A 15418-nucleotide genomic window follows, 5' to 3' on the forward strand; every position below is an offset into this window, starting at 1 on the left:
TGATGAGCGAGCTGGAGCGCGCGGAGTTCCTGCGGACGGCGCGGCGCGCCAAGGACGCGGCGGCGGACCTCGCGCCGCTGCCGCGCGCGGTGAAGGACGCCGCGCTGCACGCGGTCGCGGACGCGCTGGAGGCGTCGGCGGCGCGGATCGTCAAGGCGAACGCGCTGGACGTGGCGCGGGCGCGGGAGGCGGGGACGCCTGCGTCGATGATCGACCGGCTGAGCCTGACGCCGGAGCGGATCACGGCCGTCGCGGACGCCGTCCGCAAGGTCGCGGCGCTGCCCGACCCGGTGGGGGAGACGGTGCGCGGGAACGTCCTGCCGAACGGGCTCGACCTGCGGCAGGTCCGGGTGCCGCTCGGCGTCGTCGGGATCGTGTACGAGGGCCGGCCGAACGTCACGGTGGACGCGGCGGCGCTGTGCCTGAAGAGCGGGAACGCGGCGCTGCTGCGCGGCTCGTCGTCGGCGTACGAGTCGAACTCGGTGCTGGTGGACGTCATGCAGGGCGCGCTGGCGGGGACGCCGGTCCCGGCGGACGCGGTGCAGCTCGTCCCCGGCACGAGCCGCGAGTCGGTGAAGCACCTGATGCGGGCGCGCGGGCTGGTGGACGTGCTGATTCCGCGCGGCGGCGCGTCGCTGATCAACTCGGTGGTGGAGGAGTCGACGGTGCCGGTGATCGAGACGGGCGTCGGGAACTGCTCGGTGTACGTGGACGCCGCCGCCGACCTCGACATGGCCGTGGACATCCTGGTGAACGCCAAGACGCAGCGGCCGTCGGTGTGCAACGCGGCCGAGACGCTGCTCGTCCACGCCGACGTCGCGGAGGCGTTCCTGCCGCGCGCGCTGGCGGCGCTGGCGGAGCGGGGCGTGACGGTCCACGGCGACGAGCGGGTGCGGGCGCACGGCGACGCGGTCGTCGCGGCGACGGAGGAGGACTGGGGCACCGAGTACCTGTCGCTGGACATCGCGGCGCGCGTCGTGGACTCGCTGGACGAGGCCGTCGCGCACATCCGCCGGTACGGGTCGGGCCACACCGAGGCGATCGTGACGGGCTCGCAGCCCGCCGCGAAGCGGTTCGCGGCGCTGGTGGACTCGGCGGCGGTGATGGTGAACGCGTCCACGCGGTTCACCGACGGCGAGGAGTTCGGGTTCGGCGCGGAGATCGGGATCTCGACGCAGAAGCTGCACGCGCGCGGGCCGATGGGTCTGCCGGAGCTGACCTCCACCAAGTACGTCGTGACGGGCGAGGGGCATGTCCGGTAGCGGATATGTGACAGTTTGACCCTTGTTGTCACAACGTAAGTGTGATCTGATCCACTGTTGTGACACCTGAGATCAGCCGTCGCGGCGTCCTGCGCGGCGCCGCCCTGGGCGCTGGGCTAGCCACCACCGGGCTCCTGCTCCCCACCCGTCCCGCCGCAGCCGCGCCGGCCCCCCTGCGGGGGCCGGTCGCGGGCACCACCCTCGACCGCACGCTGCTGCTCGGCCCCGCCGGGAAGGGCGGCTACCGGAAGATCGCCGCCGGGCCCGGCGAGCCGCACCGGCTCCGCCGCGACCTCGGCGGCGCAGCCGCCGCCGGACGGGCCGCGGCGCGGCGCGGGCTGCTGGCGTTCGGGCAGCTCACCGACGTCCACGTCATCGACGCGCAGTCCCCGGCGCGGGTGGAGTTCCTGGACCGGTTCAAGGACCTCGTGTCCGTCCTGCCCGTCGAGGGCGCGTGGCGGCCGCAGGAGGTCCTGACCACGCACGTCGCGGAGGCGATGGTCCACGCGGTCAACAAGGTCGGGCGCGGCCCGGCGACCGGGCTGAAGCTCGCCTTCACCATCAACACCGGCGACGCGGCGGACAACGTCCAGTACAACGAACTGCGCTGGATCATCGACCTGCTCGACGGCGGGACGGTCCGGCCCGACTCCGGCGACCCGTCGAAGTACGAGGGCGTGATGGACCGCGTCAACTACGACGACCGGTTCTGGCACCCGGACGGGCCGCCGCCCGGCGGCAAGACCGACGTCGCGCTCGCGGACCACGGGTTCCCGCGCGTCCCGGGCCTGCTCGACGCCGCGCGCCGCCCGTTCCGCGCCACCGGCCTGGCGATGCCGTGGCTGGCCGCGTTCGGGAACCACGACGGGCTCATTCAGGGCAACCTCCCGCCGAACCCCCTGGTCGGCGGGCTCGCGACCGGCGGCATCAAGATCAGCGCGCCGGGGAGCGACGAGCAGGCCGAGCAGCTCGCCCGGATGCTCGCGGGCAACGACCCGGGCGCGCTCGTCCGGCTGGCCGGGCAGCGGGGCGCGAACGGCGGGCTGTTCCGGCAGGTCACGCCCGACCTGCGGCGGCGGATGCTGACGCGGGCCGAGGTCGTCCGCGAGCACTTCACGACGACCGCCGCCCTGCGCGGGCACGGGTTCACCCAGACGAACCTGCGCGACGGGACGGCCTACTACGGCTTCGACCAGGGCGTCGTGCGCGGGCTCGTGCTCGACACCGTCAACCCCGCCGGGTACGCCGAGGGCTCTTTGGACCGGGCGCAGTTCGCGTGGCTGGAGAAGCAGCTCGTCGCGGGCAGCTCGCGGTACTACGACGCGTCCGGGGCCAAGGTCGGGCATGCCGTGAAGGACCGGCTGTTCGTGCTGTTCAGCCACCACACGGTCGCGTCGCTCAGCAACCCGCTCGGCGGCGGCCGGGTGCTCGGGGACGAGGTCGAGGCGCTGCTGCTGCGCTTCCCCAACGTCGTCCTGTGGGTGAACGGGCACACGCACCGCAACGAGGTCATCCCGCACGCGCGGTCGGGCGGGGGCGGGTTCTGGGAGGTCAACACCGCGTCCCACGTGGACTTCCCGCAGCAGAGCCGCATCGTCGAACTCGCCGACAACCGCGACGGCACCCTGTCGGTCTTCGCGACCGTCCTGGACTCGGCCGGGCCTGACGCGTTCGGCGGACGCACCGGTGACCCGCTCGTCCTGGCGTCGCTGTCCCGCGAACTGTCGGGGAACGACTGGCAGGACGAGCCGGGCGCGCGGCGCGGGGCGGCCGAGGACCGCAACGTCGAACTGCTCGTGCCCGCGCCGTTCTGACGCGCCCTTTCACGCGAAAGGCCCCGGCGTCCACGCGCCGGGGCCTGCCTCACGCTCGCGTCAGTTGTTCGAGCCGCCGCCGCCGTCGCCGCGCCGGGACAGCCGGTCGAACAGGCCGCCCGCCGCGCCCGCCGCCGCGTCCGCCATGTCGCGGACCTTGCCGATGAACGGGTCGGCGCTGCGCTCCCACGACTCCTTGTAGGAGCGGGCCGCGTTCCGGACCTCGTCGCTGATCTTGGCGTCCTTGTCCTCGGCGCGGCGCGGGTAGTCGCCCGCGAGGATGCGGCCGTACTCGCCGTCGCGCGCCCACCGGTCGATCTCGGCGAACCGGATGACCGAGTACGGGTGGGACTGGCCGAGCAGGTTGAGGAACTTCAGCATGCCGTCGCGGACGTCGCCCGCCTCGTCGTACTCGCGGGCCTGGGCGAGGAACGCGTCGGTGTTCATGTCCGCCAGCCGCGTGCCGCCCGCCATCTTCATCAGCGCGCGCTTCACGGCCTCGACGTCCTGCCCGGCGAGCAGGCCCGCCCGGTCCGACGACAGCTCGGACTTGCGGTGCCACTCGCGCAGGCCCATCAGGATCGCCGCGATGCCGATGTTGCCGAGCGGTACCCACGCGAGCCGCGCGCCGAGGCGCGTCAGGATCATCATCATCGTCTGGTAGACGGCGTGGCCGGACAGGATGTGGCCGACCTCGTGGCCGATGATGAACCGCAGCTCCTCGTCGTCGTGCAGGTCCAGCAGGCCCGTGGTGACGACGATGAACGGCTTGTCCGACCCGATCGCGAACGCGTTCGCCGCCGGGTTCTGCTCGACGTACAGCTCGGGGACCTCGGGCAGGTCGAGGATGTACGCGGCGTCGCGCACCATGTCGTAGAGGTTGTGGAACTGGTTCTCGCTGGCCCGCACCGAGCCCGCGAGGAAGGTCAGGCGGATGGCGCGCTCGTTGAACAGCCCGGACATCCGCCGCAGGACGACGTCGAAGCCGGTCAGGGAGCGCAGCGCGACCAGGGCCGAGCGGTCCGCGGGGTGTTCGTAGGCGCGGGAGCTGATCCCGGGGAACCGCGTACGTGAGCGATCCGGTGTGTTCGTCGTCATGTCCGGCATGGTACGTCTGACGACCGGAAGGGGGTGGAGGTTCCCGCCGCGTCCCGTTTCCGTCGGGTGTGCGGGTCCGGTCGGGGGGTCGGTTTCTCGGCTGGCTATTCTCGTCGGCATGACGCAAAAGCGGCGGCTGGGGATCATGGGTGGGACGTTCGACCCCATCCACCACGGCCACCTCGTCGCGGCCAGCGAGGTCGCGCACGTGTTCTCGCTGGACGAGGTCGTGTTCGTGCCCACCGGTGTGTCGGCGCACAAGGGGGAGCGAGACGTCACGCCCGCCGAGGACCGCTACCTCATGGCCGTCATCGCGACCGCCTCGAACCCGCGGTTCTCGGTCAGCCGGATCGACATCGAGCGGCCCGGCCCGACGTACACCGTGGACACGCTGCGGGAGATGCGCGACCGCCACGGACCCGACACCGAGCTGTTCTTCATCACCGGCGCGGACGCGCTGGAGAAGATGCTCGGCTGGCACGACAGCCGGGAGCTGTTCGACCTCGCGCACTTCGTCGGCGTGACGCGGCCGGGGCACCGGCTCGCGGACCCGGGGCTGCCGTCCGGGCGGGTCAGCCTCATGGAGGTGCCCGCGCTGGCGATCTCGTCCACCGAGTGCCGGGACCGGGTGCGGGCGGGGGAGCCGATCTGGTATCTCGTGCCGGACGGAATCGTCCAGTACATCGGCAAGCGGTCCCTGTACCGTCCGGCAACCCCCTGAGCTGCCGCTCCGCGTCCCGCACCGGCGAATCGCGCCTACTCTGGAGGGGACGGGACCGCCGTTCGGACGAACCGGGCGGAACCGGCGCACAAAACACGAAGGTCCCCCCGCGGCCCGCCGTGAGAGGCTGTCCCGGGTACCGACCCCTACAGGGAGGATCGCGAGCGCATCGTGACCGCATCCGACAGGGCCGCACAGCTCATCCGGATCGCCGCGGAGGCGGCGGGCGACAAGCTGGCCGACGACATCCTTGCCTACGACGTGAGCGAACAGCTCGTCATCACCGACGCGTTCCTGCTCTGCTCCGCCGCCAACGACCGCCAGGTCCGCGCGATCGTCGACGAGATCGAGAAGCGCCTCCGCGAGGAGGCCGGGGCCAAGCCCGTGCGCCGCGAGGGCGAGCGGGAGGGGCGCTGGATCCTGCTCGACTACGTCGACGTGATCGTCCACGTCCAGCACCAGGAGGAGCGGACGTTCTACGGCCTCGAACGGCTCTGGAAGGACTGCCCGGAGATCGAGCTGCCCGAGGGCGTCAACGTCCACCGCGCCCCCGTGGGGAGCGCCGGTGACTGAGCGGACGCGCACCCCCGGTCGGCGGCGGCTCGTCCTGTGGCGGCACGGGCAGACGGCCTGGAACCTCGAACAGCGCTTCCAGGGCAAGACCGACATCCCGCTGGACGACACCGGGCTGCGCCAGGCCCGCCGGTCCGCCGCGCTGCTGGCGGCGCTGCGGCCCACGGCGCTGCTCGCCTCGCCGCTCCAGCGGGCCGCCGCGACCGCGCAGGCCCTCGCGGACCTCACCGACCTGCCCGTCCGCCTCGACCGCGACCTCATCGAGCGCGACGGCGGCGTCTGGGAGGGGCTGACCGCCGCCGAGATCAAGGAGCGCTACCCGGCCGAGCGGGCGATCTGGCAGCCGCCCGGCGGTGAGACCAGCGCGCAGGTCGCCAAGCGCGTCGGCGCGGCCCTCGACCGCGCGGTGGACGACCTGCCCGCCGACGGCCTGCTCGTCGTCGCGTCGCACGGCGCGGCGCTCCGGCTCGGCATGTCGGCGCTCCTCGGGCTGCCCGAGGAGGTCTGGGAGCGGCTCGGCGGCCTGTCGAACTGCTGCTGGTCGGTGCTCAGCGAGATGCGCGACGGCGGCTGGCGGCTCACCGAGCACAACGCGGGGACGCTGCCCGAGCCCGTCCTCGGCGACGACCGCACCGAGAACGGCGCCTGACGCACGGGGCGGGGACCGGAACAACCGATTCGATCCCCGCCTCCGGTTTCCGCTAGACTGGCGGCGCGCCACGGGATGCACGTCCACGTGGCGGCGGGGCTATGGCGCAGTTGGTAGCGCGCCTCCATGGCATGGAGGAGGTCTGGGGTTCGAATCCCCATAGCTCCACCTCGTAGGGCTTATGAGAATCCATGAGCCGCCGCAGACCGCACGTACCGGTAGGGCCGCCTTTCATTGGGGAGGCGGCCCTACCGGCGTCCGGGGCTGTCGGGATCGGAACGCGGCCCATCAGACCGGGCGAACTCCGAGTCTCTTGTTCTTCCGGCTCGTCGTCGCATCGTAAGTGTGGCGACGCGGATGGTCGCTGCTCTTTCCCGTGGCCTTTATTCGATGATCAGTATTTCCGTGAGCCGTGCGAGGACGGTCCGCTCAATGCAGATCAGTCGCTTCCGTGCGGAGTTCAGTGTCGGTGACGGTTTCCCGACAACGCCGGCCGGGTGAGTGTCCACAGACGTACAGTCACTAGTTTCATGATGGGCCGCCGTCGGAAGCACTCAACGCGCCGCTGCCGGTCGGCAAGGTCATGGACTGGCACGTGCGTGCTTATGACGGCGAGGTCTGGGGCCCGTGGAGTTGGGCGGGCGCGCAGACCGGGTGTTACTTCACCTACGACCCGACCATCCCCGAAGCGCCGACAGTGGACTCGGTCGACTACGACGACGACGACGTCGCACACGGCGGCGTGGGCGAACCGGGCGCGTTCACTATCAAAGACCCGTCCGGGGCCGCCAACAGCTACCAGGTCACGATGAACGATCAGCAACCCATCACGGTCCCCACGACCGCGGGGGCGGCGCGGACCGTGTCCCTGGCGCCGGACCGGGCCGGGCCCAACGTCCTGACCGTCCAGTCGTTCACCGCGGCGAGCCAGAACAGCGCGCCCACGACGTACAAGTTCGTCGCGGGCAACGGCAGCCCGGAGAAAGTCCGATTCACCCTGGACGAACCGGCGGGCGCAACGGCGCTGAACGCCGACGTCCGAACCGGCGAATCCGCCGTCGCGGCCGCGGCCTCCGGAGGAACGACGCTCGGCGCGGCCGGTCAGGACGGCACGGCGATGGGCCTGGACGGAGTCAACGGGAAGGCATCGACCAGCGGCGCATTGGTCGATGCGACGAAGAGTTTCTCGGTCGGCGCCTGGGTTCGGCTGGACGCGTCGAAGGTCGACGCGCAGCAGGTCGTCCTCAGCCAGGACGGCACACGCAAGAGCCCTTTCTATCTCAAATACGACGGCAGAATCAAGAAATGGTTGTTCGGCCGCACGAAAACCGACTCCGACGAGTCTGGCTGGTACCAGGCCGAGTCCGCACAGAACGCGCAGCTCGGCGCCTGGACGCACCTGGTCGGTGTGTACGACGCGACGGTGCAGCGGCTGAGGATCTTCGTCAACGGGGAACCCGGAATCGAAAGCGGCCCGATCGACGTGTCCTGGACCTCGACGGGCGGGTTCCAGATCGGATGCGGGAAATGGCTCGGCGTCACCACCGACTACTGGCTCGGATCCATCGACGACGTCCGGATCTACGACCGCATCGTCGGCCCGAAGGAAGCACAGGAGCTGGTCAGTCAACAGCCGGTGCTCAAAGCACGGTGGAAACTCAACACAGACGGTGCCGGTGAACCCGCCGGAACCCCGCCGCTGAACCCGCACAACGGTGCGCTGATCAGCACAGGCGCCGGATTCGCATGGGTATCCCCGGGTGGTCTCCAACTCAACGGAGATGGTGCGTACGCCGACGCGACCACGTTGCCCCTCGACACGAGCCGGAGTTTCACGGTGGCCGGCTGGGTCCGCAACCTCGGCCGCCCGCAGAAGACATCAACCGTCCTCTCGGTACCCGGCCACAACACCAACGCTCTCGTCCTGCGCTACGTCCCCGATGCGGAGGACCCGGCCGAGGCCGGCCGCTGGGAAGCGCAGATGTCGAACACCGACTCCACCGACATGACGACTGTCCGGAAAACGGCCAGCACGAGCTTCGCCGACAACGACTGGGACCACCTCGCGGTCACCTACGACGCCCTCAACCACCGGCTGAGCCTCTACGTCAACGGCGTCATCGAGGAAAGCGCCGACGGCACCTCCCAGGTCGGCGACGTCAAGGGACTCCCGGTGAGCAACCCGACGCTCAACATCGGACGCAATACCTTCGCGCAAACCGCGGACGAGACGACATGGCCGGACGCCGTCGACGACCTGTGGGTCTACGAAGGCGCACTCACCGACACCCAGATCACCTACCTCGCCCAACCAGTCGAACTCGCGACAACCGACGGCCCGTGACCGGACGTGTCCACCGCCGGTGCGATCCGGCGACGGTCACCCCGCCTTTCGTGTGGAGGACGTAGTGAAACTGGGCCGACGGAAGCTGTTCCTGCGCATTCGGCGTGGAACGAGCACGGTCACCGGCGGGTTGGCGGTCGCTCTCATCGTCTCGGTTCTACCTGCGACGATTCCGGACGCCGCGGCGGGGCGATGGGACGCTGCCAGGCCGAAGGTCGGTACGCACGAGCGTCCCGTCGCGGGACGCGACCTCAAAGCGCGGGCTCGTGCCGTTGACCGCACGGCTTTCACCGGTCGGCCGAAGGCGGTCTCGTGGCCGAAGGCGGGGGCGGCGGAGGTCGCCGTACACGCGTCCGGTGAAGTCAAGGCCGGAAATCTCCCCGTCTGGGTTGCGCCACCGAAACGCCGTTCGAAATCCGCGAAGGTCGCGCCGAGCAAGGTTCGCGTTTCGATGGTGGATCGCGCCACGCTTCAACGGGTCGGTATCGACGGTCCCGGGGTCGTCATCGCCCGAACGGACACGTCCGCCTCCGGGAACATCGGCGTCCGCCTGGACTACAGCGAGTTCGCCCAGGCATTCGGTGGTTCATATGGATCGCGACTGCGTTTCGTCCGCCGCCCCATCTGTGCGCTCACGACGCCTGGCGAATCGACGTGTCGCACCGCGACGCCGGTCGTGACGACGAACCATACGGGAGCCCAGACGCTCACCGCCGATGTGACGGTCGATCCCGCCACCGGAACGACGAATGCGCAGAACACTACTGCGGTCGGCGGCACGTTGCTCGCCGTCGAGGCCGACACCTCCGGTTCGCAGGGCGACTACGGGGCGACGTCGCTGTCCGCGTCCGCCACCTGGAAGGCCGGAGGCAACGCGGGCGACTTCACCTGGACGTACCCGATGCGGGTCCCCCCGGTTCCCGGGGGTCTGAGTCCGCAGGTCGCCATCAACTATTCGTCGGCGAGTGTGGACGGGCGGACGGGGAACACCAACGGCCAGCCCTCCTGGGTCGGTGAGGGCTTCGACCTTTAGCCGGGCTTCATCGAACGGCGCTACAAGTCCTGTAAGGACGATGGTGCGCCCAAGGACGAGTGGGGTAACTCCCCCGGCGACCAGTGCTGGGGCTATGACAACGCCACTGTCACCTGGAACGGCAAGGGCGGCGAGCTGATCAAGGCTTCCGATGGCACTTGGCGGACGAAGGCCGACGACGGCACGAAGTTCGAGAAGCTCACCGACTCGGCCAACGGAAACGGTGACGACAACGGGGAGTACTGGAAGGTCACCACGACCGACGGAATCCAGTACTTCTTCGGGCTGAACCGCGTGCCGGGCTGGTCCACGGGGAAAGCGGAGACTAATTCGACGTGGACCGTGCCGGTCTTCGGCGACGACGATGCGGAACCGTGCCATCAGTCCTCTGGATTCGCCGCGTCATGGTGCCAGCAAGCGTATCGATGGAATCTCGATTACGTCGTCGACCCGAACGGCAACGCCCTCGTCTACAACTACACGAAGGAGACCAACCACTACGGGCGGAACCTCAAGTCCGAGGATGAGACGCCCTATACGCGCGGCGGCTACCTGAACTCGATCTCCTATGGGTTGCGCAAGACCTCCCTTTTCGCCGACGCGCCCGCGCGGGTGGTCTTCGACACCTCCGAACGCTGCAAGGCGGACTCGTCCTTCGACTGCGATGCCTCGAAGATCGGCGATAAGCCGAGCGCCTGGATGGACGTACCCTGGGACCTGCACTGCGACTCCGGCCAGAAGTGCGAGGACCCGCACGGCTCCGTGTCACCTACCTTCTGGTCTCGCAAGCGGCTCACCAAGGTCACCACCCAAATCCTCAAGCCGGACGCCTCCGGCTATCGACCAGTGGACTCCTGGACGCTGGACCACAGCTGGGGACTCGCCGACGTTGACCGCGATCTGCGTCTGGACGAGATCCGGCACACAGGGCACGCCGCGGACGGCACGACGATGGATCTGCCCAAAGTGACGTTCAACCACGTCCAGTTGGCGAACCGGCTGGACAAAACCGGCGACGACATCTTGCCCTACATCCGCTACCGGGTCGGTGCCATCTACGACGAATCCGGCGGGCAACTCGACATCACCTACTCTGACGCCGACTGCTCTCTCACCGACCTGCCGGTCCCGGAGACCAACGAGCGGCGCTGCTTTCCGGTCATCTGGGCTCCGCCCGGCCGAGAAGATCCGATCACCGACTGGTTCCACAAGTACGTGGTCACCGCCGTGACCCAGGTGGATCGCACGGGCCTCTCGCCGAACATGGTGACTAAGTACGAATATCTGGGCGGCGGGGCCTGGCATTATGACGATGACGACGGGCTGACCAAAGAGAAGTACAAGACCTGGTCGCAATGGCGAGGGTACGGACAGGTCCGGACGCTGACCGGCGACTTCGCCGCACCAGCATCACAGTCCGACGTCTACTACCTGCGGGGTATGGACGGAGACCGCAAGAACAAGGACGGCGGGACCAAGTCGGTCACGGTCTCCGACGGTGAGGGCGGCGACCACCTCGATCACGACGCGCTCGCCGGGTTCGAGTTGAAGAGCGTCACGTACACCGCGCCCGGCGGCACGATCTTCAGCAAGACCGTCAACAAGCCTTGGCGGGTCCAAACGGCATCACGTGCGCGATCGTGGGGAACGACGACCGCCAATGTCGTGAACGTCGACACCAGCACTACGTGGACGGCGAAGGACGGCGGGGGCTGGACCGAGACCAGAACTGACACCGACTTCGAGTCGTCCGGGCCGGGGGTCGGGCGTCCCAAGACCGTCAACGACCTGGGTGACGTCTCCACCGATGCGGATGATCAGTGTGTTAGAACCACGTACACGGACAACACCGGCGCGCACATCGTCTCTCTGCCGTCTCGAAAAGAGACCGTTGCGACCGAATGCGGGAAATCCGCAACGCGACCCGCGCAGGTAATCTCCGATGTGCGTTATATGTACGACGGTGGAGAATTCGGGGACGCCCCCACGCGCGGTCTCCTCACCAAGGGCGAGAAGGTCGCGAGTTATTCCGGCGGTACGCCGGTATATGTGACCGATACGGCGACCACCTACGACGCGTACGGTCGCTCGCTCAAAGTGACGAACGCGCTCGGTCAGGCGACGATGACCGCGTACACCGACGTCAACGGCCTCGTCGGTAGCACAACGACCACGACACCGCCCGCGACGGCCGGCGACGCGGCGACGGCGTTGACGAGCAAGGAGGAACTCGATCCGGCAAGCGGCCAGCCCATCGCGAAGATCGATGCGAACAACCTGCGTACCGACCTGGAATACGACCCGCTGGGAAGGCTGAGCAAGGTCTGGCTCCCGGACAGGTCGAAGAAGAACGGTCAGAACCCTAATTTCGAGTACGGGTACAAGATCACGGACGGCGAGATCGCCGCGGTCACCACCAAGACGCTCACCGCGACCGGTTCGCAGCGGGTCTCGAACATCGAGCTGCTCGACGGCTGGCTGCGCGTTCGCCAGACCCAGGCGCCGACCTCGGGCGGCCGCATCATCGCCGACACGTTCTACGACTCCAGGGGCCAGGTCACCAAAACGTACGCTCCGTATCCCGCGACGGGAACACCGTCCACTAACCTCTTCGGGATCGACACACCCGGCGCCGTGGATTCGCAGTCCCGAACGAGCTATGACGGGCTCGGACGCAAGACCCTCGAACGTCTCATGACCGGAAACGGCGACCAACCCGAGGCCGAACTCTGGCGAACGACCTACGCTTATGGGGGTGGGAACCGCTCATCCGTCACGCCTCCGTCCGGCGGAACGCCGTTTACGGAGATCACGAACGCCCGCGGGCAAACGATCGAACATCGCGAGTACCAGGGCTCCACCCCGACCGGGGCGTTCGACGTAAGTCGTTACACCTACACGCCGGCAGGGCAAGTCGAGACCATCACCGACGCGGTCGGTAATGTTTTCACCCATGAATACGACCTTCGCGGACGCCAAACAAAGGCGACCGACCCGGACACGGGCACCACCACCTTCACCTACGACGATCTCGACCGACAGGTTTCGACCACGGACGCGCGCGGAACCAAGCTCTTCACAATCTATGACGGTGTTGGCCGCAGAACAGAGATCCGCGAGGGCTCGGCGACCGGATCGGTCCGCACCACGTGGACCTATGACACCGCACCCCGCGGGAAAGGTCTTGTCGCGACCTCGATACAACACGAGGACGACGGCGACTACACAACGGCCGTTCGCAATTACGACGTTCTCGGCCGCGTCGCGGTCAGCGCCATCACGGTGCCGTCGTCCCAAGGTCCGCTGGCGGGTACCTATACGTTCAGCACGACCTACAACCTCGACGGAACCGTCAAGGGACAAGGCCTTCCGGCGGCCGGAGGTCTTCCGGCGGAGAGCCTGGCCTTCGGCTACGACGACTACCTGCGACCCGTCTCGCTGAAATCACCGCAGTTCACCTATGTGGGCGGAACGGTTTACACGCCCACGGGTAAGACGCTTTCTCAGGAACTCGGAGCCGAGGGCAAGCGGGTATGGGAAACTTTCAGTTGGGAACCTGGAACCCAGCGCCTCGCCGAAACCACGACGCTGCGTGAGAACATCGCGGGAGCCACTCGGAAGGCGACCTACCACTACGCCGATTCCGGCGACATCACCTCGATCATTGATCAAGGCGCCGACGGAACCGACAACCAATGCTTCAGCTACGACTACCAGCAGCGGCTCGCCGAGGCCTGGACCCAGAACACCGATACCTGCGCGAGCACTCCGACCGCTTCGGTGATCGCCGGGCCCGCCCCCTACTGGCAAACGTTCTCCTACGACAAGATCGGCAACAGGACGAGCGAGACACGCCACGGCATCGGTGGGACCGATGACACCGTGCGCACGTACACATATCCGCCCGCAGGTCAGGGCAGCCGCCTCGCGAAAATCGTCCAGGCGGGCGGAGGCGACGCGCGGACCGACCTCTTCGACTACGACGACACCGGGCGGATGACGAGCCGGACCCTCGGCACCGATTCCCAAGCTCTCGCGTGGAACGCCGAGGGCCGACTGACCAAGGCCACCTCGAACGCCGGCGAGACGTCGTTCGTCTATGACGCGGACGGCAATCGGGTGATCCGCAAGGACCCGACCGGTACCACCCTTTACCTGCCCGGCATGGAGTTGCGTGCCACGAGCGGTTCCCCGACCGCGAGCGGGACCAGGTACTACACCTATGCCGCGCAAACGGTCGCGATGCGGACCGCTGACGGCACCGTGACCTTCCTGGTCGGTGACCACCAGGGCACCGCCCAACTCGCGGTGAACGCGTCCACCCAGGAGTCGACGACGCGTCGCTTCACACCCTTCGGAAGCGAGCGGGGCTTCGACGACGACGCGACCTGGCCGAACGACAAGGGTTTCGTCGGAGGCACCAAGGACCCGACGGGCCTGACGCACCTCGGCGCGCGCGAGTACGACCCCGAGACGGGCCGCTTCGTTTCCGTCGATCCGGTCTTCAACACCGACAATACCCAAAGCTGGAACGGCTACGCGTACGCGAACGACAACCCCGTGACCGCCAGCGACCCGACCGGACTGGACGGCGCCCTCCGCGGTAACGTCGACTGCCTCTACGCGAACAAGAACTGCGACAAACCGGTTCCGCGCGATGGCTGGCAGCACGACCGGCCGTCCTACCCGGTCATTTTCCCCGCGCTGCCGGAGGGTAAGCGCCGTCAAACGGCTTACCGCAGGCAGATGGACATGCTCCTCAACGGTCCGCTGACCCGCCCGGACGATATCAAGCGCTACTTCCAGTCGAAGCTGGCCTTCTGCTCGGAGTTCCCGGGCGAATCCAATTGTTCCGGAGAGAAGAACCTGCATGCGGCGCTAGACGCCATGGGCATGGCAGGGCTCGACGAGGCCGACGTCGTCAACGCCGTCTACTATGGCTTCGAGGGCGACTGGAAGAACGCCATAATCTCGGGGATCGCGATAGTCCCGATTCTCGGAAACCTCGCGACGGCAAAGCGGCTGGCGAGAGCGTCCAAAGCGGCGGGAGTTGTCGACTGCAACAGCTTTGTTTCGGGCACCCAAGTCATGATGGCGGACGGAGAGAAACGTCCGATCGAGGATGTCAAGGCCGGTGAGGCAGTTCTTGCGTCCGATCCCGAGACCGGTGAAGTAGAGGTAAAAACTGTTCTCGCGACGATTGTGGGCGGTGGGGACAAGGATCTCGTCGAAGTCTCCGTCGACACAATGCCGAGACCGCTGGTCTGGCCCGGTGGGGAAATGCGCGGGCCGCTGGCGGGGGCAAAGATTCGCGTCGGCGGGGACGAGGGCACAGGAATCGTGATCGCGACCGGACGCCACCCGTTCTGGGTCGCCGGAGGCATCAACTCCTGGGTCAATGCCACGGATCTTCGGGCGGGGATGTGGCTTCGCACGAGCGCCGGGACCTACGTCCAGGTCACCGCCGTCAAACGCTGGACCGCCCACCACCAACGCGTCCACAACCTCACCATCGCCGACCTCCACACGTACTACGCGCTCGCCGGTAACACCCCTGTCCTCGTCCATAACGCCGGACCGTGCGACATTCCGTGGTCGAGTCCGAGCGTTTCGAGGGCAGCCAAGGCAATTGAGGCAGGCTCTACGAGCATCAGGGTAGGGTCCCGTGACGAGGCCGGAGAGCTGTTCCTCGGCATGTTCCAAGGGCGGGGATATCGAAATGCCACTGGATTCGACGGCGTCGGGACGAAGCGGTACTTCGGCTCGAAGTCGGGAACCTACCACTGGGATGATCAGGTCGGAGCGGATGGTCGAGTTCTGGGCCATGGCTCTGGAAACCGAGACGGAGACCTGCCTCATCTTCAGATCCATACCTTCGAAGATTCGCCCTGGGGCGGGGCGATCATCCGAATCTTCTGGTGAGG

At 68.0% G+C, this 15418-nt stretch carries 10 protein-coding genes and 1 tRNA gene; 9 read left to right on the top strand and 2 right to left on the bottom strand.

The genetic code is table 11. The features are described 5' to 3' along the window. The first annotated feature begins 2 nt into the window (after positions 1 to 2). On the top strand, positions 3 to 1262 hold the full coding sequence (locus tag G339_RS0107155; RefSeq protein WP_019630390.1) for a glutamate-5-semialdehyde dehydrogenase: 1260 nt from the start codon (positions 3 to 5) through the stop codon (positions 1260 to 1262). A 59-nt stretch (positions 1263 to 1321) separates the two neighbouring features. Further along, on the top strand, positions 1322 to 3076 hold the full coding sequence (locus tag G339_RS0107160; RefSeq protein WP_019630391.1) for a TIGR03767 family metallophosphoesterase: 1755 nt from the start codon (positions 1322 to 1324) through the stop codon (positions 3074 to 3076). Between the two features lie 60 nt (positions 3077 to 3136). Here G339_RS0107160 and G339_RS0107165 read toward each other — a convergent pair whose 3' ends face one another. Further along, complete coding sequence (locus tag G339_RS0107165; RefSeq protein WP_026341232.1) at positions 3137 to 4174, bottom strand: M48 family metallopeptidase; 1038 nt, start codon at positions 4172 to 4174, stop codon at positions 3137 to 3139. Positions 4175 to 4292: 118 nt separating this feature from the next. Here G339_RS0107165 and nadD point away from each other — a divergent pair, with 118 nt between their 5' ends. The 6 genes from nadD (at position 4293) to G339_RS38605 (ending at position 9494) form a co-directional block, all read left to right on the top strand. Next, positions 4293 to 4895, top strand: coding sequence for a nicotinate-nucleotide adenylyltransferase (nadD, locus tag G339_RS0107170; RefSeq protein WP_019630393.1), 603 nt, complete (start codon positions 4293 to 4295; stop codon positions 4893 to 4895). Positions 4896 to 5066: 171 nt separating this feature from the next. Next, positions 5067 to 5468, top strand: coding sequence for a ribosome silencing factor (rsfS, locus tag G339_RS0107175; RefSeq protein WP_019630394.1), 402 nt, complete (start codon positions 5067 to 5069; stop codon positions 5466 to 5468). Next, positions 5461 to 6117: a histidine phosphatase family protein gene (locus G339_RS0107180; protein ID WP_019630395.1), complete on the top strand. Its 657-nt coding sequence runs from the start codon at positions 5461 to 5463 to the stop codon at positions 6115 to 6117. Before rsfS ends, G339_RS0107180 begins: the two co-directional genes overlap by 8 nt. 95 nt (positions 6118 to 6212) lie before the next feature. Further along, a tRNA-Ala gene (locus G339_RS0107185) sits at positions 6213 to 6285 on the top strand. A gap of 427 nt (positions 6286 to 6712) precedes the next feature. Then, complete coding sequence (locus tag G339_RS0107190) at positions 6713 to 8461, top strand: LamG domain-containing protein (RefSeq protein ID WP_169514714.1); 1749 nt, start codon at positions 6713 to 6715, stop codon at positions 8459 to 8461. A 64-nt stretch (positions 8462 to 8525) separates the two neighbouring features. Next, complete coding sequence (locus tag G339_RS38605) at positions 8526 to 9494, top strand: hypothetical protein (protein ID WP_157407382.1); 969 nt, start codon at positions 8526 to 8528, stop codon at positions 9492 to 9494. A gap of 92 nt (positions 9495 to 9586) precedes the next feature. Here G339_RS38605 and G339_RS36505 read toward each other — a convergent pair whose 3' ends face one another. Continuing rightward, entirely contained in the window at positions 9587 to 9805 is a 219-nt protein-coding gene (locus tag G339_RS36505; RefSeq protein WP_019630398.1) for a hypothetical protein, read from the bottom strand. Between the two features lie 31 nt (positions 9806 to 9836). Between G339_RS36505 and G339_RS39755 the strand changes: the two genes are divergently transcribed. After that, the gene (locus tag G339_RS39755) at positions 9837 to 15416 is read left to right on the top strand and encodes an RHS repeat-associated core domain-containing protein (RefSeq protein WP_205625492.1); all 5580 of its coding nucleotides are present in this window, start codon (positions 9837 to 9839) and stop codon (positions 15414 to 15416) included. Positions 15417 to 15418 lie beyond the last annotated feature (2 nt).

Source organism: Actinomadura atramentaria DSM 43919 (assembly GCF_000381885.1).
GTDB classification, from domain to species: domain Bacteria; phylum Actinomycetota; class Actinomycetes; order Streptosporangiales; family Streptosporangiaceae; genus Spirillospora; species Spirillospora atramentaria.